The sequence below is a fragment of the Streptomyces sp. NPDC048417 genome (assembly GCF_040651615.1).
Taxonomy (GTDB): domain Bacteria; phylum Actinomycetota; class Actinomycetes; order Streptomycetales; family Streptomycetaceae; genus Streptomyces.
Map to the genome: position 1 here is coordinate 31,441 of NZ_JBEZKI010000012.1, position 24,414 is coordinate 55,854.

Consider the following 24,414-nt stretch of genomic DNA (forward strand, 5'->3'; position numbering starts at 1 on the left):
CGCGTGGCTAACGAGGACAAGCTCCGGGACTATCTCCGGCGTGCGCTGAGCGAGGCGCAGAGTGCGCAGCGCAGGCTCGCCGAGATCGAACAGGCCCGGCGCGAGCCCATCGCGATCGTCGGCATGGCCTGCCGTTACCCCGGTGGCGTCGGCACCCCCGAGCAGCTGTGGGAGATGCTGGCGGCGGGCCGGGACGGGATCTCCGGGTTCCCCGCCGACCGAGGCTGGGACCTGGCCGGACTGCCGGTCGGGCTCGGCGGGTTCGTCGCCGACGCCGGTGACTTCGACCCAGGGTTCTTCGGGATCTCGCCGCGCGAGGCGCTGGCCATGGACCCGCAGCAGCGGCTGCTCCTCGAGACCTCCTGGGAAGCGTTCGAACGCGCCGGGATCGACCCGCTCACCGCACGCGGCAGCCGCACCGGTGTCTTCGCCGGCGTGATGTACCACGACTACGCGACGCTGATGGACGACGTGCCCGAGGAACTGGAAGGGTTCATCGGCAACGGGAACGCCGCCAGCATCGCCACCGGCCGGGTCGCCTACACCTTCGGTTTCGAAGGCCCCGCCGTCACCGTGGACACCGCCTGCTCCTCCTCCCTGGTCACCCTGCACCTGGCGGTGCAGTCGCTGCGCTCGGGGGAGACGACCCTGGCCCTGGCCGGCGGCGTGACCATCATGGCCACCCCCGGCACCTACGTGGAGTTCGACCGGCTCGGCGGTCTGGCCGGTGACGGCCGGTGCAAGGCGTTCTCCGCCGACGCCGACGGCACCGGCTGGTCCGAGGGCGTCGGCATGCTGCTGCTGGAGCGGCTCTCCGACGCGCAGCGCAACAACCACCCCGTCCTCGCCGTCGTCCGAGGCTCCGCCGTCAACCAGGACGGCGCCTCCAACGGGCTCACCGCCCCCAACGGCCAGGCACAGCGCAGGGTCATCGTCGAGGCGCTGACCAACGCGGCACTGTCCCCGGGGGACATCGACACGGTGGAGGCGCACGGCACCGGCACCTCGCTGGGCGACCCGGTCGAGGCGCAGGCCCTGCACGGCGTCTACGGCGCCGATCGCGAGCGGCCGTTGTGGCTGGGGTCGGTGAAGTCGAACATCGGACACACGCAGGCCGCCGCGGGTGTCGCCGGCGTGATCAAGGTGGTTGAGGCGATACGCCACGGGGTGCTGCCCCGCACCCTGCACGTCGACGAACCGACCCCGCACGTCGACTGGGCCGGCGGCCCGCTGGAACTCCTCGCCGCATCACGGCCCTGGCCGGAGACCGAGGTCCGTCGGGCCGCGGTGTCGGCGTTCGGGGTGAGCGGGACCAACGCGCACGTGATCATCGAGCAGGCGCCGGCTGTCCAGCCTGTACCTGTCGGTGAACCGGTGTTGCCGGTGCCGGTGTTGGTGTCCGGGCGGAGTGCTGAGGCGTTGCGGGGGCAGGCGGCGAGGTTGCGTGAGTACGTGCTCGCCGAACCGGGCGCCGGCGTCGCGGAGGTGGCGCGTGCGGCGGCGCTGTCCCGGGCCGCTTTGGAGCATCGCGGTGCGGTGGTGGCCGCGGACCGGGAAGAACTGCTCGCCGGGCTTGAGGAACTGGCGGACGGGTCGGCCACCGGCGTTACCGGGCACGGGGGTGGCACCGGGTTCCTGTTCTCGGGGCAGGGGTCGCAGTGGTCGGGTATGGGGCGGGAGTTGGCCGCGCGGTATCCCGTGTTCGCGGAGTCGTTCGCGGATGTGTGTGCGCGGTTGGAGTCGGTGTTGGGGCGGCCGGTGCGGGAGGTGGTTCTCGAGGGCGGTGATCGGTTGGATGAGACGTTGTTCGCGCAGTGCGGTCTGTTCGCGGTCGAGGTCGCGTTGTTCCGGCTTCTCGAATCCTTCGGGGTGGTGCCGGACTTCGTGGTGGGGCATTCGGTGGGTGAGGTGGCGGCTGCTCATGTGGCTGGGGTGTTGTCGCTGGATGACGCGGTCACTTTGGTGTGTGCGCGTGCCGGGCTGATGCAGGGGTTGCCGCCTGGTGGGGCGATGCTCGCGGTCAACGCCGACGAGGCGGAGGTCGCGGAGGTCCTGTCCGGCGAGGCCGGGATCGCGGCGGTCAACGGGTCTCGTTCTGTGGTCGTGTCCGGTGTCGAGTCGGCGGTGGAGGCTGTCGCGGACGCGGCACGGGAGCGGGGCTGGCGTCATACCCGGCTGCGGGTGAGTCACGCGTTCCATTCGCCGTTGATGGAGCCGGTGCTGGAGCGGTTCCGTGAGGCGATCTCCGGGGTCACCTTCGCCTCTCCGAGCATTCCCTTCGTGTCCACCGTGGCTCTCGGCACCGCCGCCGTGGACGCCGACTACTGGGTGCGCAACGTCCGCGACACGGTCCGGTTCGCCGACGCGGTTGCCCACCTGCACAGGCAGGGTGTGACGAGATTCGTGGAGGTCGGTCCGGACGCCGCGCTGACCGCCGTGGGGCCGGACTGTCTGCCGCAGGACGCGACCGCGGCCTTCATCCCGTTGCTGCGCCGCGACCAGCCCGAAGTTCGTTCGGTGGCGGCCGGGTTGGCCCGCTTCCACGCGCATGGCGGTGGCGTCGACTGGGCGTCGTATCTGCCGACCGCGGCCCGGTTCGACCTGCCCACCTACGCCTTCCAACGCAGCCGCTACTGGCTGGAGTCGGCCCCCGGCGCCAACCTCGCCGCCTCGGGACTGCTCCCGGCCGGCAATCCGCTGCTCGGTGCGGCCACCGCGCTGGCCGGGTCGGACGCGTATCTGCTCACCGGCCGGCTGTCGGTGGTGTCCCAGCCCTGGCTGGCCGACCACCGTGTGTCCGGGGCGATCGTGCTGCCCGGCGCGGCGTTCGTGGAGCTGGCGGTGCAGGCCGCCGACCGTGTCGGCTGCGACCGGGTCGAGGAACTCGTGCTGCGGGCGCCACTGGTGCTGACCGACACGGGTGCGGTCCGGCTGCAACTGGCCGTCCGTGAGGCCCAGGACTCCGGCCGTCGCGCCGTGGAGATCTACTCTCTGGCCGAGGACGCGTCCGAGGACGAGCCGTGGACGCTGCACGCCACCGGCACCCTCGCCGTCGGCCCGCACGAACCCGTCGCCGCCGTGGAGAACTGGCCACCGACGGACGCCACCCCGGTGGCCGTGGACGCCGCCTACGCCGATCTCGCCGCTCGCGGCCTCGGCTACGGACCGGCGTTCCAGGGGCTGCGGGCCGCCTGGCGGCGCGGCGACGAGATCCTCGCCGAGATCACCTTGCCCGACCAGCAGCGTGGCCAGGCAGCGGAGTTCGGGCTGCATCCGGCGCTGCTGGACGCGGCCCTGCACGCGCTCGCGCTCACCGACGACACCGGTACCGCGCGGCTGCCGTTCTCCTGGGCCGGGGTCCGGCTGCACGCTGCCGGAGCAGCCGCCGTGCGGGTGCGGCTCGCTCCCACCGGCGAGGGCGCCGTCGCGCTCGGCCTGTTCGACGGCACCGGTGCCCCGGTCGCCTCCGTCGAATCGCTGACTCTGCGGGCCGCCACCGGACCGGGGACGAGCCGGGTGCCCCGGGACTCGCTGTTCCGGCTGGACTGGGACACCGTCCCGGCCCCCGCCGAACCGGCCGCCGGCCGGTGGTCCGTGCTGGGCGCGCTGCCCGAGTCCCTGGCCGCCGACCTGCGGGCCGGCGGGGCCGACCTCGCGGGTGACGGCGCCGCCGACATCACCGTGCTGGCCGTGCCGGTGGGACAGCCCGCCGAAGCCGTCACCGCCGCCGTGCTGCGGCAGGCGCAGGACTGGCTGGCCGACAGCGCGGCGCCCGCCCGGCTGCTCGTGGTCACCACCGGCGCGGTCGCCGGCGAACCCGCCGAACCCCCGGCCGACCCGGGAGGGGCGGCGGTGTGGGGGCTGTTGCGTGCCGCACAGGCCGAACAGCCCGGGCGGATCGTGCTGGCCGACCTCGACGACACCGCCGAGTCCCGCCGCGCGCTGTCCTCCGTGCCGGCCATCGGGCAGCCCCAACTGGTCTTGCGCGGCGGTCTGTTGCGCACGCCCAGGTTGGTCAGGCCCGAGCTGGTGCCACCCGTGGAACCGCACTGGCGGCTGGCCGTCACCCGGCCGGGCACCCTGGACAACCTCGCGCTGGTGCCGGCCCCCGCCGCGTCGGCCCCGCTGCGGCCGGGCCAGGTGCGCATCGCGGTGCGGGCCGCCGGGCTGAACTTCCGTGACGTACTGATCGCTCTGGGCATGTACCCCGGTGAGGTGGCCCTCGGCGGCGAGGGCGCCGGCGTGGTCACCGAGGTCGCGGACGACGTCACCGACCTCGCTCCGGGCACTCGGGTCACCGGCCTCTTCGGTGACGCGTTCGCCCCGGTCGCGGTGGCCGAGCGGGCGGCCGTGGCACCGATTCCGGACGGCTGGACGTTCGAGCAGGCCGCCGCCATGCCGATCGCACACCTCACCGCCCGGCTCGGCCTGGTCGAACTCGCCGGACTGCGGGCCGGGGAGAAGGTGCTGATCCACTCGGCGGCCGGCGGCGTCGGCACGGCCGCCGTGCAGCTGGCCCGGCACCTCGGCGCCGAGGTCTACGGCACCGCGAGCGAGGGCAAGTGGCAGGTGCTGCACGACCTCGGCCTGGACGACGCGCACATCGCCTCCTCGCGGGACACCGGCTTCGCCGCGAAGTTCGGCCCGGTGGACGTCGTACTGAACTCGCTGTCCGGCGAGTTCGTGGACGCCTCTGCGGGACTGCTGCGCCCCGGCGGTCGGTTCCTGGAGATGGGCAAGACCGACCTGCGCGACCCGGCCGACCTCCCGGACATCGACTACCTGCCGTACGACCTGATGCGGTTGCCGCCGCCGGAGATGCAGCGGCTGCTGGTCGCGGTGCTGGAGCTGTTCGCCGCGGGCGCGCTGACCTCGCCGCCGCCGTCCGTGTGGCCGGTCTCCCGTGCGGTGGACGCGTTCCGGTACCTGAGCCAGGCCCGGCACACCGGCAAACTGGTGCTCACCCTGCCCCGCCGGCTCGACCCCTGGGGCACCGCCCTGATCACCGGCGGCACCGGCACCCTGGGCGGGCTGGTCGCCCGGCATCTGGTGCGTGAGCACGGCATACGGCACCTGATTCTGACCAGCCGCCGTGGCAGCGCCCCGGAACTGGAGGCCGAGCTCACCGAACTCGGCGCCCATGTGCGCGTGGTGGCCTGCGATGCCGCCGAACGCGACTCGCTGGCCGCGTTGTTGGCCGACGTGCCTGCCGAACATCCGCTGACCGCCGTGGTGCACGCGGCCGGAGTTTCCGACGACGGGTTGTTCACCGCGCTCACCCCGGAGCGGCTGGCCGCGACGCTGCGGCCCAAGGTGGGAGCCGCACTGCACCTGGACGAGCTGACCCGCGGCCTGGACCTGGCCGCGTTCGTGCTGTTCTCCTCGGCCACCGGCACCCTCGGCGGCCCCGGCCAGGCCAACTACGCCGCCGCCAATGCCTGCCTGGACGCACTGGCCGGCCGGCGGCGCGCCGCCGGGCTCCCCGCCCAGTCGCTGGCCTGGGGGCTCTGGGCCCCGCCCAGCGGCATCACCGGCGAACTCTCGGCCGCCGACCTCGCCCGGATGGCTCGCGCCGGCGTGCAGGCGCTGTCCGCCGAGGAGGGGCTGGCGCTGTTCGACACGGCGCTGGCCGTCGACGAACCGGTGCTGCTGCCGGCCAAGGTCCGGTTGCACACCGCCGACCAGGCGTTGCTGCCACCGCTGCTGCGCGGCCTGATACGCGGCCCGCGACGTCGTACCGCCGCCGCTGCCGGGTCCGGTACGGCCAACCGGCCGGTCCGGCTCACCGCCGAGGAACTGCTGACCTTGGTGCGCGCCGAGACGGCCGCCGTCCTCGGCTATGCGGACGCCGACGCCGTCGACCCGCGGGCGGAGTTCCGCGCGCTCGGCGTGGACTCGCTGTCCGCGGTGGAACTGCGCAACCGGCTCACCGCGGCCACCGGCACCGCCCTGCCCGCCACCCTCGTTTTCGACTACCCGACCCCCGCCGCAGTCGCCGGACACCTGCGCCAGGACACGCCCGAGGACAAGCCCGCGCCGACCCCGGCCGGTGTCGGCGTCGGCACCGACGAGCCCATCGCGATCGTCGGCATGGCCTGCCGGTTCCCGTCGGAGATCCGCTCCCCGGAACAGCTGTGGCGGTTCCTGTTCGACGGCGGTGACGGCATCACCGAGTTCCCCGCCGACCGCGGCTGGGACCTGGACTCGCTGTTCGACGCCGATCCCGACCGGCCGGGCACCTCCGCCACCCGGCACGGCGGATTCCTGCGCGCCGCCGCCGACTTCGACGCCGACTTCTTCGGCATCAACCCGCGCGAGGCGCTCGCCACCGACCCGCAGCAGCGGCTGCTCCTGGAGACCTCCTGGGAGACCTTCGAACACGCCGGGATCGACCCGGCCGCCGTGCGCGGCAGCAGGACCGGGGTGTTCGTCGGCGTGATGCGCCAGGACTACGGCCCGATGCTGCACCACGCCGCCGAGGGCGTGGAGGGCTACCGGCTCACCGGCAGCGCGGCCAGCGTCGCCTCCGGCCGGCTCGCCTACGCGTTCGGCCTGGAAGGCCCCACCCTGACCGTGGACACCGCCTGCTCGTCCTCGCTGGTGGCACTGCACCTGGCCGCCCAGGCGCTGCGCCGCGGCGAGTGCGACCTGGCGCTGGCCGGCGGCGCCACCGTGATGGCCACACCCGGACTGTTCGTGGAGTTCTCCCGGCAGCGCGGCCTGGCCGCCGACGGCCGCTGCAAGTCCTTCTCGGCCGACGCCGACGGCACCTCGTGGTCGGAGGGCGCCGGGATGCTGCTCGTGGAGCGGCTCTCCGACGCCCGCGCGGCCGGGCACCCGGTGCTGGCCGTGGTGCGCGGCTCCGCCGTCAACTCCGACGGCGCGTCCAACGGGCTCACCGCACCCAACGGCCCGTCCCAGCAGCGGGTGATCCGCACCGCGCTGGCCACGGCCGGACTGTCCACCGGGGACGTCGACGCGGTGGAGGCGCACGGCACCGGCACCACCCTGGGCGACCCCATCGAGGCCCAGGCCCTGCTGGCCACCTACGGCCAGGGCCGGGACGGCGAGCCGCTGTGGCTCGGGTCGGTCAAGTCCAACATCGGGCACACCCAGGCCGCCTCCGGTGTCGCCGGGATCATCAAGATGGTCCTCGCCCTGCGGGAAGGACTGCTGCCCCGCACCCTGCACGTCGGCGCGCCCAGCCCGCACGTGGACTGGGCCTCCGGCGCGGTGTCCCTGCTGACCGAGGCACGGCCCTGGCCGGAGACCGGACGGGCCCGCCGCGCCGCGGTGTCCTCGTTCGGCGTCAGCGGCACCAACGCGCACATCGTCATCGAACAGGCCCCCGCCGAGGCACCGCCGCGGACGCCGGCCCTGACACCGCTGCCGCTGCCGGTCGTGCTCTCCGCCCGCACCGAGACGGCCCTGCGCGCGCAGGCCGCCCGGCTGCTGACCCACCTCGGCGACCACCCGGACCTCGAACCGGCCGCGCTGGCGCACTCGCTGCTGACCACCCGCGCCGCGCACCCGCACCGGGCAGCGGTGCTGACCGGTCCGTATCCCAGCGGGCTCCACACCGGACTGGCCGCCCTCGCCGACGGCACCCCCGACGCCGACGTGGTCACCGGCTTCGCCGCCGACGCCGGGAAACTGGCCTTCCTGTTCCCCGGCCAGGGCTCCCAGCGCCTCGGGGCCGGCCGCGAACTGGCCGCCGGGTTCCCCGCCTACGCCGAGGCGTTCGACGCGATGTGCGCCGAACTCGACCGGCACCTGCCCCGGCCCCTGCGCGAGGTGCTGTTCGCCGCCGACGGCAGCCCCGAGGCCGCCCTGCTCGACCGCACCGACTTCACCCAGGCCGCACTGTTCGCCGTCGAGGTCGCACTGGTCCGGCTCACCGAGAGCTGGGGACTGCGCCCGGACCTGGTGGCCGGCCACTCCGTCGGCGAGATCGTCGCCGCACACGTCGCCGGGGCGCTCACCCTGCCCGACGCCGCCACACTCGTCACCGCCCGCGGCAGGCTGATGGCGACGGCCACGGCGGGCGGCGCGATGGTCGCCGTCCAGGCCACCGAGGCCGAACTCGCCCCGCTGCTGGCCGAGTACGCCGGGCAGGTGCGGCTGGCCGCCGTCAACGGCCCGAGTGCGGCCGTGGTGTCCGGCGACGCCGACGCGGTCGCCGAGATCGGCGCGCACTGGCGCGAACGAGGCCGCCGTACCCGGCAGTTGCGGGTCACCATGGCCCCGCACTCCCCGCACGTGGACGGCATCCTGGACGAGTACCGGGAGATCGTCACCGGCATCCCGTTCAGCGCGCCACGCCTGCCGGTCGTGTCCACGGTGACCGGGGCACCCCTGTCCGAGCGGGAGATCACCGACCCGGAGCACTGGGTGGCCAACGTCCGGGACAGCGTGCGGTTCCTGCCCGCGGTGCGCGCCCTGGCCGAGGCGGGGGCCACCGCTTTCCTCGAGATCGGCCCGGCCGCCGCACTGACCGCGATGACCCGCGACTGCCTGACCGCGACCGAACCCGACGGCGGGTCCGGCAACGAGCGCGTCACCGGGTCCGACAACGAGCCCGCCGCCGGGTTCGTCAACGAGCCCGCCGCCGGAGCGATCGTGCTGCCCACCCTGCGCGACGGCCGGGACGAGATCGCGGCCCTGACGGACGCGCTGACCCGACTGCATGTGCACGGCATCTCCGCGGACTGGGCCGCGGTCAGCGAAGGCCGTGCCCCGGCGCCGGTTCCGCTGCCCACCTACCCTTTCCAGCACCGCCGGTTCTGGATGACCGGCGAGACGGCCGCCGACGCCGGCGCGGCCGGCCTCGGCACCGTCGGGCACCCGCTGCTCGGCGCGGCCGTCACGCTGGCGGACGGCGCCGGGGTGCTGTTCACCGGGCGACTGTCCACCACCGCCCAGCCCTGGCTGGCCGACCATGTGGTGGCCGGCCGGATCGTGCTGCCCGGCACCGCGTACGTCGAACTCGTCGCCCGCGCCGGGGACGAACTCGGCTGCGGCCGGATCACCGAACTCACCCTGGACGCCCCCCTGGTCCTGCCCGAGCGGGGCAGCGCCGTACTCCAACTGGTGCTCGGCACGCCCGACGACCGGGGCCGCCGGACGGTGACCCTGTACTCCCGGGCCGAGGCGGGCACCACCGACGAGCCCTGGACCCGGCACGCCACCGGCGCCGTCGAACCGGCGGACGACAGCGCGCCACGGCTGGGTGAGTGGCCGCCGGCCGAGTCCGAGTGGGGTGAGCCCGGCGGGCTGTACGAGTTGCTGGCCGACCGTGGCCTCGCCTACGGACCGGTGTTCCAGGGCCTGCGCCGGGTCTGGCGGCGCGGCGAGGAGCTGTACGCCGAGGTCGCCCTGCCCGAACCGGCCGGGCCCGCGGGCTTCGGGGTGCACCCGGCGCTGCTGGACGCCGCGTTGCACGCGCTGGCCACCGACCCGGAGGCGACCACGGCCGCCCTGCCGTTCGCCTGGACCGGCGTGACCGTCCGGCAGCCCGGCGCCGACTCGCTGCGGGTCCGGCTGACCCCGGCCGACGGCGGCTTCGCCATCGCCGCGTACGACGGCTACGGCGCCCCGGTCCTCACCGCGGACAGCCTCGCGCTGCGCCCGCTCCCCGCCGGACCGACCGCCCCGGCCCCCGGGACCGAGGCACTGCACAGGGTCGACTGGACGCCGATGCGTGTCGCCACGGAGGACCCCGCACCGACCGGACCGAGCACCGGCACCGAGGCCCCCACGCCCGTCCGGCTCGGCGCGGACCTCGACCTCACCGAGGTGACCGCCCCCGGAGAGTGGCTGCTCGCCGCGTTGCCCGCCGCCGCGAACGACCCGGCCGGCATCGCCACCGCCACCCACCGCGTGCTGGCCCTGCTGCGCACGTTCCTGACCGAGGAACGCTTCGCCGGCACCACGCTCGCCCTGCGCACCACCGGAGCCGTCGACGGTACCGACCTGGGCGCCGCCGCCGTCTGGGGCCTGGCCCGCTCCGCCCAGTCGGAGAACCCGGGCCGGATCGTGCTCCTCGACAGCGACGGCAGCCTGCCGGACCCCGTCGCTCTGACCACCGGCGAGCCCCAACTGGCCGTCCGGGACGGCGTGGTGCGCGTACCCCGGCTGCTCCGTGCCGACGCCGGCGAGCCCGCCGTATGGGACCCGGAGGGCACGGTACTGATCACCGGCGGTACCGGCGCCCTCGGCTCGGTCCTGGCCCGGCACCTCGCGGCCGAGCACGGCGTACGGCACCTGCTGCTCACCGGCCGCCGTGGCCCCGACGCCCCGGGCGCCGCCGAACTGGTCACCGAACTCGCCGAACTCGGCGCCACCGCCCGGGTGGTGGCCGGCGACGTGGCCGACCGGGACGCGCTGGCGGCGCTGCTGGCCGGCATCAACGACGCGCACCCGCTGACCGCCGTGGTGCACGCCGCCGGGGTGCTGGACGACGGGATGCTCGCCGCGCAGACGCCCGAGCGCATCGACCGGGTGCTGCGGCCCAAGGTGGACGCCGCACTGCACCTGGACGAGCTGACCCGCGGCCTGGACCTGGCCGCGTTCGTGCTGTTCTCCTCGGCCGCCGGGATCCTGGGCAGCCCCGGGCAGAGCAACTACGCCGCCGCCAACGCGGTCCTGGACGGCCTCGCCGCCCGCCGCCGCGCGGCCGGCCTGCCCGCCGTGTCGCTGGCCTGGGGCCTGTGGGCCGGGGGCATGGGCGACACTGCGGACGGCACCGCCCGGCAGCGCATCGAACGCCTCGGTGTGGTGCCGCTCGAACCGGCCGAGGGCATGCGGCTGTTCGACGCCGCCGTACCCGGCGAGAGCGCCCTGGCCGTCCCGGTCCGGCTGAACCTGGCCGCGCTCCGCGAGCAGGCCCGCACCGTCCCGCCGTCCCCGGTGCTGCGCGGACTGGTCCGCCTCCCGGCCCGCCGCGCCGGCGCCACCGGCGCGCTCCGGGCGGCGTTCGCCGGACTCGACGAGGCCGCCCGCGGCCGGCTGGTCCACGACACCGTACGCACCGCGGTCGCCGCCACCCTCGGCCACGGCAACGCGGCCGAACTGGGCGACCGGCGCGCCTTCACCGACCTCGGCTTCGACTCGCTGACCTCGGTGGAACTACGCAACCGGCTGGCCGCCGGCACCGGCCTCGCGCTGCCCGCCACCCTGGCCTTCGACCATCCGAGCATCGCGGCCACCGCCGCGTACCTGCTGCGCAGGCTCACCGCGGCCGCCGCCCCGGCGCCCACCGCATCCCGCCGTTCCGGCCCGGCCGACGAACCGATCGCCATCATCGGCATGGCCTGCCGCTACCCCGGCGGAGTGCGCTCCCCACAGGACCTGTGGCGGCTGGTGACCGGGGACGGCGACGGCATCTCGCCGTTCCCCACCGACCGCGGCTGGAACACCGAACAGCTCTACGACCCCGACCCCGACCGCGCCGGGCGCACCTATCTCACCAAGGGCGGATTCCTGCACGACGCGGCCGAGTTCGACGCGGGCCTGTTCGGGATCTCACCGCGCGAGGCCCTCGCCATGGATCCCCAGCAGCGGCTGCTCCTGGAGACCTCCTGGGAGGCACTGGAACGCACCGGCATCGACCCGATGTCCCTGCGGGACACCGACACCGGCGTGTTCGTCGGCGTCATGTACCACGACTACGCCACCCGGCTCCCCAGCACCCCGCAGGACGTCGAGGGCTACCTCGGTGCCGGCACCGCGGGCAGCGTCGCCTCCGGCCGGGTCGCCTACACCTTCGGCCTCCAGGGCCCCGCGGTCACCGTCGACACGGCCTGCTCCTCCTCGCTGGTCACCCTGCACCTCGCGGCGCAGGCGCTGCGCGCGGGGGAGTGCTCGCTGGCCCTGGCCGGCGGCGCGACCGTGATGTCCACGCCCGGCACCTTCATCGAGTTCTCCCGACAGCGCGGACTGGCCGCCGACGGCCGGGTGAAGGCCTTCTCCGCCGACGCGGACGGCACCGTCTGGTCCGAGGGTGTCGGTCTGCTGGTGGTGGAGCGGCTCTCCGACGCGCGCCGCAACGGCCACCGCGTCCTCGGTGTGCTGCGCGGCTCGGCGGTCAACCAGGACGGCGCCTCCAACGGCCTGACCGCCCCCAACGGCCCCTCCCAGGAACGGGTCATCCGCACCGCGCTCGCCGCCGCCCGGCTGTCCCCCGCGGACGTGGACCTGGTGGAGGCGCACGGCACCGGCACCGCCCTGGGCGACCCGATCGAGGCCCAGGCGCTGCTGGAGACCTACGGCGCCGATCGTGAACAGCCCCTGTGGCTCGGGTCGGTGAAGTCGAACATCGGGCACACCCAGGCCGCCGCCGGGGTCGCCGGCGTGATCAAGGTCGTACAGGCGATGCACCACGGCGTGCTGCCGCGCACCCTGCACGTCGGCGAACCGACTTCGCACGTGGACTGGTCGGCCGGTGCGGTACGGCTGCTCACCGAGGCACGGCCGTGGCCGGAGCGCGAGGGGCCGCGGCGGGCGGCGGTGTCCTCGTTCGGGATCAGCGGCACCAACGCCCACGTGATCATCGAGCAGGGCCCGGAGGCTCCGGCCCCGCAGCCGGCGCCCCGGCGGGTGGTGCCGGTGCCGCTGTCCGGCGACACCGAGGCCGCCCTGCGCGCCCAGGCCGGCCGGCTGCGCACCTGGCTGGCCGCCGAACCGGCGGCCGGAATGGCCGAGTTGGCCGCCGGACTGACCACGGGGCGTACCGCGCTGACCCACCGCGCCGTGGTGGTGGCGGCCGACCACGAGGAACTCCTCACCGCACTGACCGCACTGGCCGCCGGGGACACCGCACCGCACCTCGCCACCGGAACGGCCGGGGCCACCGGCCGCACGGTGTTCGTGTTTCCGGGGCAGGGGGCGCAGTGGGTGGGAATGGCGGTGGAACTGCTGGACTCCTCACCGGTGTTCACGGAACGGATGGCTGAATGCGCCTCGGCTCTCGGTGAGTTCGTGGACTGGTCGCTGCTGGGTGTGCTGCGGGGGGAGGCCGGTCAGCCGTCCCTGGAGCGGGTGGACGTCGTACAGCCGGTGTCGTTCGCGGTGATGGTGTCGCTCGCCGCGCTGTGGCGGTCGTTCGGCGTCGAGCCGGATGCGGTGGTGGGGCATTCCCAGGGGGAGATCGCCGCCGCCTGTGTGGCGGGGGCGCTGTCCCTGCGCGACGCCGCGCTGGTCGTCTGCGTGCGGAGCGGGCTGATCGCCGGGGAACTGGCCGGACACGGCGGGATGGCGTCCGTGACGCTGCCCGCCGACGAGGTGACCGCCCTGCTGCCCCCGGGCGTGACGGTCGCCGCGGTCAACGGCTCCGCCTCCACGGTGGTCTCCGGCGACCCGGCGGCCCTGGACCGGCTGCTGGCCGACTGCGAGGAGCGGGACATCCGCGCGCGTCGTATCGCGGTGGACTACGCCTCCCACTCCCCGCAGGTCGAACGCATCGAGGCACGACTGGTCGAGGCGCTCGCCCAGGTGCGCCCGCGGGCGGCCGACGTGCCGATGTTCTCCACGGTCACCGCCGACTGGGCCGATACCGCCACGCTCGACGCGGAGTACTGGTACCGCAACCTCCGCCGGACCGTTCACTTCGAAGCAGCCGTCCGCGCCTTGGCCGAACAGGGCCACCGTGGCTTCGTGGAGGTCAGCCCGCACCCCGTGCTGACGCCCGGCATCGACCAGACGCTGGACGAGGTGACCGTCGTGGGCTCGCTGCGCCGCGACGAGGGCGGCCTCGAACGGTTCCTGCTCTCCGTCGCCGAGGCGCAGGTCGCCGGGCTCCCGGTACGGCTGACCGCCGCCTACGACGGCACCCGGCCCGCCGCACCGGACCTGCCCACCTACGCCTTCCAACGACAGCGCTACTGGCTGGCCGCCCCGGAGCACACCGGCACGGACGCGGTGGACGGCACGTTCTGGGCGGCCGTCGACCCGGGCGACCCCAAGGCACTGGCCGACCTGCTCGGGATGCCGGCCGAACCGCTCGCCGAGGTCCTGCCCGCACTGGCCGCCTGGCGCGCCGCCCAGGAGACGACCGCCACCACCGACAGCCGGCGCTACACCGTGGGCTGGCGGCCCGTCGAGGCCACCGACGCGGTGCTGAGCGGCACCTGGCTGGTGGTCGGCCCGGACACACCGGCCCTGGCCGAGGAATGCGCCGCCGCGCTCAGCCGTGCCGGGGCCGAGGCCCGCGTGGTCGACCAGGACACCGTCGCGGCCGAGGCCGGCACGGCGACCGGGGTGGTCTCGCTGCTCGGCCTGGCCGAGGGCCCGCACCCGGACCACCCCGCCGTGCCCACCGGACTGGCCGCCACCCTCGACCTGGTGCGCGCGCTGGCCGACACCGGCACCGCGCTGTGGCTGGTCACCTCCGGCGCGGTCGCCGCCACCCCGGCCGACCGGCTGCCGCGCCCCGAACAGGCCATGCTCTGGGGCCTGGGACGCACCCTCGCACTGGAGCAGCCGAAACTGTTCGGCGGCATCGTCGACCTGCCCGAGGATCCGGGCCGGGGACTCGACCGGCTGGCCGCGCTGCTGGCCGGCACCGAGGACCAGGCCGCCGTACGCGACACCGGGCTGCTGGTGCCGCGCCTCGCGCACGCTCCGCTGGGCGGGCGCACCCCGGCCAGGCCGTGGCAGCCCACCGGGACCGTGCTGGTCACCGACGGCCTCGGCCCGATGGGGCTGCCGGTGGCCCGCTGGCTGGCCGCCAACGGCGCGCAGGCGCTGGTCCTCACCACCGGCGACCCGGCCGCCACCGCACCGGACGACCTCGGTGTCCCGGTCACCGTCAGCGCCTGCGACCCGGCCGACGGGACCGCGCTCGCCGAACTGCTCGCCGCCGTCCCCGCGGAGACGCCGCTGACCGCCGTGGTGCACACCGCGGGCACCCTGCGCTCCGGCCCGCTGGCCGGCACCGACCTCGCCGAGGTCGCCGCCACCCTCGACGCCAAGGTGCGCGGCGCGGTCAACCTGCACCGGCTCACCGGAGAGTTGGACGCGTTCGTGCTCTTCTCCTCCGTCGCGGCCACCTGGGGCGGCAGCGAACAGGGCGCCTTCGCCGCGGCCAACGCCTACCTCGACGCGCTGGCCCAGCACCGGCAGGCCCGCGGGCTGCCCGCCACCGCCGTCGCCTGGGGCCCCTGGGAGGGCGCCGGGTTCGGTGCGGCGGACGCCGACACCGAGGCCCGGCGCCGGGAGGAACTGCGCCGCCGGGGCGTGCTGGCGCTGCCCCCGCAGGAGGCGCTCGCGGCGCTGGCCGACGCGGTGCGGCACGCCGACACCACCGTGACCGTCGCCGACGTGGACTGGGCCGGTTTCGCACCCGCGTTCACCGCCGCCCGGCCCAGCCCGCTGCTGGGCGACCTGCCCGAGGTACGGGACGCGCTCACCGCCGTGACCGGTGAACCGGATGCCGCCGAGTCCCGGCTGGCCGACCGGCTGGGCGCGCTGCCCGAGGCCGACCAGCAGCGCGAACTCGTCGAGATGGTACGCCGGGAGGTCGCCGTCGTCCTCGGGCACGGCGACCCGGACGCACTGCCCACCGGGCGGCCGTTCACCGACCTCGGCTTCGACTCGCTGGCCGCGGTCAACCTGCGTAACCGGCTCGGCGCGGCCACCGGCGTACGGCTGTCGGCCAGTGCCGTGTTCGACCATCCGACCCCCGCCGGACTCGCCGACCACCTGCGCAGGCAGCTCGTGGTGCCGGCCGCGGCGGCCGTCGGCTCGCTGGACGAGGAACTCGACCGGCTGGCCGGAGTGCTGGCCGAGGTGTCCGGCGAGGACGACCGGCGGCGGGCCCTGGCCCGGCTGCAAGGGCTGGTCGGCCGGCTGACCCCGCGCGCCGACGGCGACCGCGAGTCGGTCACCGAGCAGCTCGGGGCCGCCAGCGACGAAGAGATCTTCCGGTTCATCGACTCGGAGTTGAGCTGATCATGAGTGATGTCGACCGTCTCCGCGACTACCTGCGCAAGGTCACCGTCGACCTGCACGAGACCCGGCAGCGGTTGCGGGACTACGAGCAGCGCGACACCGAACCGGTGGCCATCGTCGGCATGGCCTGCCGCTTTCCCGGCGGCATCGCCTCGCCCGAGGACCTGTGGGAGGTGGTGGCCGCCGGGCGGGACGTGATGTCGGCCTTCCCCACCAACCGGGGCTGGCCCCTGGACCGCCTCTTCGACCCCGACCCGGACCGGCCCGGCACCACCTACGTCAAGGAGGGCGGGTTCCTGTACGACGTGGCCGACTTCGACGCCACGTTCTTCGGCATCTCGCCGCGCGAGGCCCTCGCCATGGACCCGCAGCAGCGGCTGCTCCTGGAGACCTCCTGGGAGGCGCTGGAACGGGCCGGCATCGACCCGCTGTCACTGCGCGGCAGCCGGACCGGCGTGTTCGTCGGCAGTGGCGCCCAGGACTACGGGATGCTCGCCGCGCAGGCCGCCGAGGACCTGGAGGGGTACCTGCTCACCGGCAACGCGATCAGCGTGCTCTCCGGACGGCTGTCGTACACCCTCGGTCTGGAGGGGCCCGCGCTGTCCGTGGACACCGCCTGTTCCGCCTCCCTGGTCGCCCTGCACCTGGCCCGCCAGTCGCTGGCCCGAGGCGAGTGCTCGCTGGCACTGGCCGGCGGCGCGTCGGTGCTGTCCACCCCGGCCGGGTTCGTGGAACTGTCCCGGCAGCGCGGCCTGGCCCCGGACGGCCGCGCCAAGGCGTTCGCCGAGGCCGCCGACGGCACCGCCTGGGCCGAGGGCGCCGGGATCCTGGTGGTGGAGCGGCTCTCCGACGCGCGCCGCAACGGCCACCGCGTGCTCGCCGTGGTGCGCGGCTCGGCGGTCAACCAGGACGGCGCCTCCAACGGGCTGACCGCGCCCAACGGGCCTTCTCAGGAACGGGTCATCCGCGCCGCGCTCGCCGACGCGGGCCTGGCCGCCGCCGACGTCGACGCCGTCGAGGCACACGGCACCGGGACCGCGCTGGGCGACCCCATCGAGGCCAACGCGCTGCTCGCCACCTACGGCCGCAACCGGCCCGCCGACCGCCCGCTGTGGCTGGGCTCGCTCAAGTCCAACCTGGGGCACGCCGGCGCGGCGGCCGGGGTCGGCGGCATCATCAAGACGGTGATGGCGTTGCGCGGCGACCGGCTGCCGCGCACCCTGCACGTGGACGCGCCCACCTCCGAGGCGGACTTCGCCTCCGGAGCGGTGGCGCTGCTCACGGAGGAGCAGCCCTGGCCGGAGACCGGCCGCCCGCGCCGGGCCGGCGTCTCGGCGTTCGGCATCAGCGGCACCAACGCACACGTACTGCTGGAACAGACCGACGAGTTCGCGGCGCCGGAGCCGCACCGGAACGGCCCCGCCGACGGCCAGGCCACACCGACCGGAGCGACGTCCGCGGACGGGAGGACCGGGCAGCCCGACGCGACGGCCTCGGGTGGTACGACGGGACGGGCCGACGCGACGGCCTCGGGTGGTACGACGGGACGGGCCGACGCGACGGCCTCGGGTGGTACGACGGGACGGACCGACGCGACGGCCTCGCGTGGTGCGACCGGACCAACCGACGTGACAGCCGCACGTGGTGCGACCGGACGGACCGACGTGACGGCCCCGGTCGGTACGGCCGCGTCGGCAGGCGCGACCGGTATGCCCGCGCCGGTGCCCCTGGTGGTCTCCGCCCGCACCCGCGAGGCCCTGCACGCCCAGGCCGAACGCCTGCTGCCCCTGGTACGGAGCGGCACCCCGCTGCCCGACCTCGCCGCCGCCCTGCTGCACTCCCGCGCCGCCCTCGAACACCGCGCCGTGGTCGTCGCCGCCGACCCGGACACCGCCACCGAGGGCCTGTCCGCCCTGGCCGGGGGACGGCCGCACGACACCCTGGTCAGTGCCACCGCCGCACCGGACGACCGGGTGGTGTTCGTGTTCCCCGGCCAGGGCTCCCAGTGGGCCGGCATGGCCGCCGAACTCCTCGACTCCGCACCGGTGTTCGCCGCGCACTTCGCCGAGTGCGACATCACGGCCCGCGCCTTCGTCGACTGGTCCCTCACCGACGTGCTGCGCGGGGCGCCCGGCGCGCCCGACATGGAGCGCATCGAGATCCTGCAACCGGTGCTGTTCGCGGTGATGGTGTCACTGGCCGAACTGTGGCGCTCCTACGGCCTCACCCCGGCCGCGGTGGTCGGCAGCAGCCAGGGCGAGATCGCCGCCGCCTACACGGCCGGGGCGCTGTCCCTGCACGACGCCCTGAAGATCGTGGTGCTGCGCAGCCGGCTGTTCGCCGACGAACTGCGCGGCAACGGCGCGGTGGTGTCGGTGGCCGCGCCCGAGGAGCAGGTCCGCGCCCGGCTGGCCGCCCAGGGCGACGCACTGCACATCGGCGGGGTCAACGGCCCGAACGCGGTCACCGTCGTCGGCGAGCCGGCCGGTCTCGATCGGTTCGTCGCCGAGGCCACCGCCGACGGGCTGCGCGCCCGGCTGGTCGCCTCGACCGTCGCCTCCCACTGCGACCAGGTGGACCCGCTGCACGACCGGATCGTGGACATGTTCGCGGACGTACGGCCCACCGCCACCGAGGTGCCGTTCTGCTCCACCGTCACCGGCACCTTCACCGACACCGGCACCCTGGGGGCGCAGTACTGGTTCGACAACGCCCGCCGGCCGGTGGCCTTCGACCCGGCCGTGCGCACCCTGCTGGCCGCCGGGTTCCGGTACTTCGTCGAGGTCAGCCCGCACCCGGTACTGGTCACCGCCGTCCAGGAGATCGCCGAGGACGCCGGCGCCGACGTCGCCGCGGTCGGTTCGCTGCGCCGCGAACAAGGCGGCCTGGACCGCTTCCTGCGCTCGGCGGCCGACGCCCACACCCGCGGCGCCCCGGTCGACCTCGGCGCGGCCCTGGCCGGCCGGGACACCGCCTGGGTGGACCTGCCCACCTACCCCTTCCAGCGGCAGCGCTACTGGCCGGAGCCCGACCCCACCGCCGCCACGGCCACCTCCGATCCGATGGAGTCCGGCTTCTGGGAGGCGGTCGAGAACGCCGACCTGGCCGGCCTCGGCGACGCCCTGGAAGTGGACACCGCACCGCTGGCCGCCGTACTGCCCGCGCTGTCGGCATGGCGGCGGCAGCGCCGGGAGCGGTCCGTCGTGGACTCCTGGCGCCACACCCTGGACTGGCGGCCGGTGCCCGACCCCGCGAGCGCCCGGCTCTCCGGGGACTGGCTGGTCGCCGTACCTCCCGGGCACACCGGTCCGGAAGCCGACGCGCTGGCGCGGCACGGCGCCCGGGTGATCCGGGTCGAGGTCGCCGCCGGGCCGCCGGACCCGGAACCCCTGCGCACCGCGCTGGCCGACGCGCAACCCGCCGGTGTGCTCGCCCTGTTGGCCTGGCCGACCGCGGTGTCGCTGGTCCGCGCCCTCGTCGAGGCGGGCGTGGCGGCCCCCCTGTGGTTCACCACCACGGAAGCGGTGGCCCTGGACGCCGAGCCGGACGGCGACCCGGACCGGGCCGGGCTGTGGGGCCTGGCCCCGACCGTGTCCCTGGAACACCCCGCCCTCACCGGCGGCATCGTCGACCTGCCCGCCCGGCCCGACGAACGGGCGCTGATCCGCTGGTGCGCGGCGCTGTCCGGGCGGACCGGCGAGGAACAACTGGCCGTCCGCCCGGCCGGGTTGTTCGCCCGCCGCCTGGTACGCAGCCCGCTCACCGCCCCCGCGGGCGCCGCCTGGCGGCCCACGGGCACCACCCTGGTCACCGGCGCGGACACCGCCGTCGGCGCGGCCACGGCCCGCTGGCTGGCCGCCGCGGGCGCCCCCGCACTGCTGCTGACCACCGACCCGGACGCCACCGTGGCCGCGGACGTCGTCGCCGAACTGCGCGACCTCGGTACTGAAGTGCGCACCGCGGCTTGCGATCTGACGGACCGAGAGGCGGTCGCGAAACTGGTCGCCGGGCAGCCGGTCACCGCCGTGCTGCACACCGCCGTACCGCTGACCGAGGCGCCGCTGACCGCCCTGGACGGCACCGCGGCACCCCACCCCGGGGTCACCGCCGCCCGGCATCTGCACGACCTCACCCGCGACACCCCGCTCACCGCGTTCGTGCTGTTCTCCTCCGTGTCCGGCACCTTCGGCGGCGTCGGCCAGGCCGGCTACGCCGCGGCCGCCGCCGCACTGGACGCGCTGGCCGAACACCGCGCCGCCGCCGGACTGCCCGCCCTCTCGGTGGCCTGGGCGCCCTGGGACGACCCGGCCGACACCACCGGGGTGGCGGCCACCCGCCGGGAACGGCTGGCCGGCCGGGGCATCGCGGTCCTCGACGAGCACCGTGCCCTGGCCGCGCTCGGTGCCGCGCTCACCGCCGGGGACACCCGGCTGCTGCTCGCCGACGTGGACTGGCCGCGGTTCCGGGCCGCGTACACCTTCACCGGACCCCGCCCGCTCATCGCCGAGTTCACCCCCGACCGCGGCCGCCGCGAGCCCACCGGCCCGGACACCCCGGACGCCGGCCGGCTGGCCGCCCTGCCCGCCGCTGAGCGGTACGGCGCGCTGCTGGCCGCGATCGCCGGGCAGGCCGCGGCCGTCCTGGGCTTCGCCGACGGCTCAGCGATCGACCCGGCCCGCCGCTTCCTCGAACACGGCTTCGACTCGCTGACCACCTTGGAGCTGCGCAACCGGCTGTCGGCGGCCACCGGCTTACGGCTGACCGCGGCCACCCTGTTCGAGCACGACACCCCCGAGGCGCTCGCCCGGCACCTGCGGGGCGAACTCGGCCCGGACCCGGCCGCCACCGCCGAGGCCGGGATGTTCACCGGTCTGTACCGCGCGGCGGCCGAAGCCGGGAAGACCGGCGAGTTCGTCGAACTGCTCGGCGCCGCCGCCAAGTTGCGAACCACCTTCGGCTCCGCCGACGAGGCGGGCCCGCTGCCGGGACCGGTGGAGCTGACTGCCCACGACGAGGGCCCGCTCCTGGTCTGCCTGCCCACGGTGCTGGCCACCTCCGGCCCGCACCAGTACGCGCGGTTCGCCGCCGGACTGCGCGGCCGGCGCGCGGTCTCGGCCCTCGCCCTGCCCGGCTACCTCGACGGCGAACCGCTGCCCGCCGACCGGCCCGCCGCGATCGAGGCCGCCACCCGGCAGGTGGAGGCGGCGGCGGGGGAGCGGCCGGTGGTGCTGGTCGGCTACTCCTCGGGCGGCCTGCTGGCCGACGGCGTCGCCGCCGAGCTGGCCGCACGGGGCCGGCCGGCCGCAGGGCTGGTCCTCGTCGACACCTTCGTCTTCGGCGCCGAACTCGCCACCGACGGCGCCGCCCTGTTCGAGCGGATGTTCGCGATGCTGGCCGAGAACGGCGCGGTCACCGATGCCCGGCTCACCGCCATGGGCGGCTATCTGCGACTGCTCACCGACTGGGAACCCGCCGGCTCCGCCACACCCGTCCTGGTGGCCCGCGCCACCGAGTCGCTCACCGGGTTCGACCGCCCGCCCGCCTCCTGGGCCTACCCGCACGACGTGGTGGAGCTGGCCGGCGACCACTTCACCGTCCTCGAAGAGCATGCCGACCGTACTGCCCAGGCGGTGCACGAGTGGTTGGAGAAACAGTGACACAGCGACGTACCACCGTTCTGGTCGTCGGCGCGGGCCCGTGCGGCCTGGCCATGGCCGCACAGCTCAGCCGGCTCGGCGTGGCGGTCACCGTGGTCGACGCGGCCGACCATCCGCACACCGGCTCCCGGGCGATCCTGCTGTGGCCGCCGGTACGGGAAGTGCTCGGCGAACTGGGCCTCGCCGAGCGGGCCGCCCGCGACAGCGTCCAGCCCGCCGCGCTCCACTACCACCTGGGCTCCGGCGGCAGCGTGCGCGTGCCGCTCAGCGAGGCCAACGCGCCGCTGGTGCTGCCCCAGGAGCGCACCGGCAGGCTGCTCGCGGAGGCTCTGGCCGACCGGGGCGTCGACGTCGAGTGGGGCACCCGGGCCACCAAGGTCGTGCCGGACGCGCACACGGTCACCGTCACCGCGAGCCGCGCGGACGGCTCCACCACCGAGATCGAGGCCGACTGGGTGGTGGGCGCGGACGGGCTGCACAGCCAGGTCCGCGCCCAGCTCGGCATCGACTTCTCCGGGGCCCGGTTCCCGGCCACCTTCCTGCTCGCCGAGGGCCGCATCGCCGGCGAGGACGGCACCGGCGGGATCAGCACCGAGGAGATCCACTACTTCCTCGCCGACACCGGGGTCGCGCTGATCGCCCCGCTGCCCGGCGGCGAGTTCCGTATCTCCGGCGCGGTCCCGGACGGCACCGAGGCCACCGCCGAGCAGGCCCAGGCACTGCTGGACGAACGCGGCCCCGGCGGGCTCCGCTTCACCGAGGTGCGCACCGTGACCCTGTTCGCCAGTGACGAGCGGGTGGCCGGCGCGCTGCGCTCCGGCCGCTGCTTCCTGGTCGGCGACGCCGCCCACGTGCACAGCCCGATCGGCGGCCAGGGCCTCAACCTCGGCATCCCCGACACCCGCAACCTGGCCTGGAAGCTCGCCGGCGTGGTGCACGGCCGGCTGCACGAGTCGGTCCTGGACACCTACGACCCCGAGCGCCGGGCCGCGATCGAGCAGACCCTCCAGGCCACCGGCCGGATGGCCCGGCAGGCCGTGGTCGGCCCGCTGGCCCGTCAGATCCGCAACCTCACCTGGCGGTTGCTCGACGCAACCGGCGTACTGGCCCGCGGCTACGCCCCGATGCTGGCCGGCTGGCGCAGCCACTACCCGGACGTGCTGTTCGGCGGCACGGAACGCGCCCGGCCCCGCCCCGGCACCCGGGACCCCCGGTGGATCCCCAAGCCGTCCGACGAACTGGCCGGCCGGTTCCAGCTGATCACCTACGGCGGCAAGGACACCCGACTGGCCACCGAGGCGGCGGAGTTGGCGGACCGGCTGCCCGAACTGGTCGCGCACTTCCCGCTGGACGGCCCCACCGAGAAGTTCGTGCTGCTGCGCCCGGACGGCTATGTGGCCGCCGCCGGCCCCGCCGACCGGTTCCCCGGCACCGCCACGAAGCTCGCGGCACTGGTCCCCACCCCGTCGTCCCCGGCTGCGACAACCCGGTGACGGCCGAGCACCCGACCAGCCGAGCACCCCACTCGCCGAGCACCCCACGATGAGAGGACACGACATGCCCCACCCCGACGGCGCGCCGGCCACCGGCTGTCCCGTGCACGCCGATGCCACGGCGGCCCCCCGTCCCTGGGCGCCCGGGCTGCCCGAACCCGGCCCGGTGGAGCAGCTGCTGCTGCCCGACGGCAACCCGGTCTGGATGATCACCCGGTACGACGACGCGCTCGCCGCACTCAACAACCGCAAGCTCAGCAAGCACTTCGACAACGCGCTGCCCGAGCTGTGGCCCTCCGTGGGCTACGACGGCCGTAAGTCCATCCTCAACCAGCACATGAACCTCGCCGACCCGCCCGAGCACACCCGGCTGCGCAGACTGGTCTCCAAGGCGTTCACCCCGCGCCGGGTCGCCGACCTCGGCGAGCGGATCCAGCAGATCACCGACGAGCTGCTCGACGCGGTCGCCGACGCCGGCACCGCCGACCTGAAGGCCTCGTTCATCTCGCCGCTGATCTCCACGGTGCTCTACGAGATGCTCGGCGTGCCGCTCGCCGACGTCGAGGAGTTCGAGCGCAACACCTACATCTTCGTCGGCCTCGGCAACTCCTCCAGCCCCGAGGAGGTCGTCGCCTCGGTCGGCTGGTTCGAGGAGTACCTGACCAAGCTGACCGCACAGCGCCGTGCCGACCCCGGCCCCGACCTCATCTCCGGTCTGGTGCAGGCCAACGAGGACGGCGACGCCCTCGCCGACCTGGAGATCCGCTCCACGGTCATGCTGCTGCTCCTGGCCGGCGCCGAGACCACCATCAACCTGCTCTCCAACGGGATCCTCGCGCTGCTGCGCAACCCGGAGCAGCTGGCCGAGCTCAAGGACGACCCCGAGGGGCTCGCCCCGGCCATCGAGGAACTGTTGCGGCTGACCAGCCCGGTGTTCACCGTGGTGTACCGCTTCGCCACGGAGGACATGGAGCTGGGCGGCGCACGGGTCAAGGCGGGCGAGCACGTGATGATCTCGCTGGCCGCGGCCAACCACGACCCGGGCCAGTTCAGCGACCCGGAGACGCTGGACATCCACCGCGACGCCTCCAAGCACCTGGCGCTCGGCCACGGCACCCACTTCTGCATCGGCGCCCCCCTGGCCAGGCTCAAGGCCCGGATCGCGCTGCGCACCCTGTTCGACCGGTTCGACGACCTCCGGCTCGCCGTTCCCGACGAGAAGCTGACCTGGACGCCCAGCCTGGTGGCCAACAGCCTCGACCACCTGCCGGTGACGTTCACCGCGGCCACCCCGGCCGCCACGGGCTGACCTCTCC

4 protein-coding genes are annotated in these 24,414 nt (G+C 75.2%); all 4 read left to right on the plus strand.

The features are described 5' to 3' along the window. The first annotated feature begins 3 nt into the window (after positions 1-3). The 4 genes from AB0D59_RS19865 (at position 4) to AB0D59_RS19880 (ending at position 24,407) form a co-directional block, all read left to right on the plus strand. Positions 4-15,948 (plus strand): type I polyketide synthase, encoded by a 15,945-nt coding sequence (locus tag AB0D59_RS19865; RefSeq protein WP_362566692.1) that lies wholly within the window; start codon positions 4-6, stop codon positions 15,946-15,948. A gap of 2 nt (positions 15,949-15,950) precedes the next feature. Further along, positions 15,951-21,605 (plus strand): SDR family NAD(P)-dependent oxidoreductase, encoded by a 5,655-nt coding sequence (locus AB0D59_RS19870; RefSeq protein ID WP_362566694.1) that lies wholly within the window; start codon positions 15,951-15,953, stop codon positions 21,603-21,605. Beyond that, the gene (locus tag AB0D59_RS19875; RefSeq protein ID WP_362566697.1) at positions 21,602-23,098 is read left to right on the plus strand and encodes an FAD-dependent monooxygenase; all 1,497 of its coding nucleotides are present in this window, start codon (positions 21,602-21,604) and stop codon (positions 23,096-23,098) included. Before AB0D59_RS19870 ends, AB0D59_RS19875 begins: the two co-directional genes overlap by 4 nt. Positions 23,099-23,162: 64 nt before the next feature. Then, complete coding sequence (locus tag AB0D59_RS19880) at positions 23,163-24,407, plus strand: cytochrome P450 (RefSeq protein ID WP_362566700.1); 1,245 nt, start codon at positions 23,163-23,165, stop codon at positions 24,405-24,407. The last annotated feature ends 7 nt before the right edge of the window (positions 24,408-24,414 follow it).